This is a genomic window from Terrilactibacillus tamarindi (genome assembly GCF_009718825.1).
GTDB classification, from domain to species: domain Bacteria; phylum Bacillota; class Bacilli; order Bacillales; family Sporolactobacillaceae; genus Terrilactibacillus; species Terrilactibacillus tamarindi.
In genome coordinates this window covers 1-1,699 of the sequence record NZ_WNHB01000046.1, presented here as the reverse complement: position 1 = coordinate 1,699, position 1,699 = coordinate 1, and the positions used below count along the sequence as shown (strand labels likewise).

Below are 1,699 nucleotides of genomic sequence, written 5' to 3'. Positions count from 1 at the left end.
ATAACAATCAGAGGTGTCCCTATGTTTAAAGATTATAACATGAATCAAGTTATTTTGCCGTTAGATTTTGAAAGAAAACTTCAAGAAAATGATATTGCCTATGCCGTAAACGATTTGGTAGAAAAAATCCCAGATGAAGCCTTCGTATGCTTCTTACGTGAAACAGGTCGTCCTGCTTACCATCCACGGATGATGATGAAGATTATTTTATGTGCCTACACACAATCTGTTTTTTCAGGAAGAAAGATAGAAGGATTACTTCAAGACAGTGTGCGCATGATGTGGTTAGCTCAAGGATATGAGCCAAGCTATCGAACAATCAATCGTTTTCGTGTCCATCCAGAGGTTAAAGAGCTATTACGTCAGTGTTTTGTACAATTCCGTTGCCAACTGGTAGAAGAAAAACTAATTGATGAAGAAGCTATTTTTATTGATGGCACTAAGATCGAAGCCAATGCCAATAAGTTTACGTTTGTTTGGCGTAAGGCGGTTGAAAAATACAGTGCCCAATTGGTGGAAAAATCCAACCAATTGTATGATGAATTATTGGAACAAGAAATTATTCCAGAAATAGAACGAGAAAGTTCAGATGAGTTAACCACCGAAGAACTCACAAAAGTAGTTGAAAAGCTTGAGGATAAAATTGAAGAATATAATCAAAAAATAGAAGTAAATAAAGACGGAAGCGAACGGAAACAACTGCGTTCAGAGCGCAAAGCCCCCAAACAATACCACAAACAATTTAAAGATTTTGTTGCCCGCAAACAAAAATATCAAAATGACATGGAAATATTCGGTAAACGCAATAGTTATTCGAAGACGGACAACGATGCCACCTTTATGCGGATGAAAGAAGATTATATGAAGAATGGTCAACTTAAAGCGGGGTATAATGTGCAAATTGCGACAGAAGGACAATATGCGCTGGCTTACGATGTATTTCCAAATCCGACTGATACACGCACGTTTATTCCTTTTTTAGATACCATTGAAGAACATTTTTTTGAACTACCGAATTATATCGTCGCAGACGCAGGTTACGGAAGTGAACAAAACTACGAAGATGTCCTAGACAATCGGAAACGTACACCACTTATCACATATAATATGTATCGCAAAGAGAAGAAAAAGAAATATAAGCAAGACCCATTTCATATCGCTAATTGGGAATATGATAAAGAAAGTGATTCGTTCACCTGTCCAAATGGAAAAAAAGTGAGATTTCTCTCCCCTTCGAAGCGAAAAGATAAAGATGGTTTTATCCGACAGTTTAAAGTCTATGAGTGTGAAGACTGTTCGAATTGCCCATTACGTTCGAAGTGTACGAAGGCAAAAGAACGAAACAATCGAAGAGTTTACTATAATGAAAAATGGGAACAACAAAAAGCATACATTAGAAAACAGCTTTCGGAAGAGAAAACTGGTGAAATTTACGGCAAACGTAAAGTTGACGTGGAACCAGTTTTTGGATTTTTGAAGGCTAATTTGCGTTTCACTCGCATGTCCGTAAGGGGCAAAGCGAAAGTGAAAAATGAATTGGGTTTTGCATTCATGGCGGTGAACTTAAGAAAGTACACCGCCAAAACACAAAATTTAACCATAAACAATGATAATAATCCAACAAAAAATGGTTCCAATCATCCAAAAACGATGATTGGAACCATTTTTTAGTTATTTTGGCTAGTTATGTCCCAGCCTC

The 1,699-nt window shown here is 37.0% G+C and carries 1 protein-coding gene; it reads left to right on the top strand.

Annotation, left to right across the window (positions count from 1 at the left end):
- Positions 1–21: 21 nt before the first annotated feature.
- Positions 22–1,671: an IS1182 family transposase gene (locus GMB86_RS15245; protein WP_155221391.1), complete on the top strand. Its 1,650-nt coding sequence runs from the start codon at positions 22–24 to the stop codon at positions 1,669–1,671.
- The last annotated feature ends 28 nt before the right edge of the window (positions 1,672–1,699 follow it).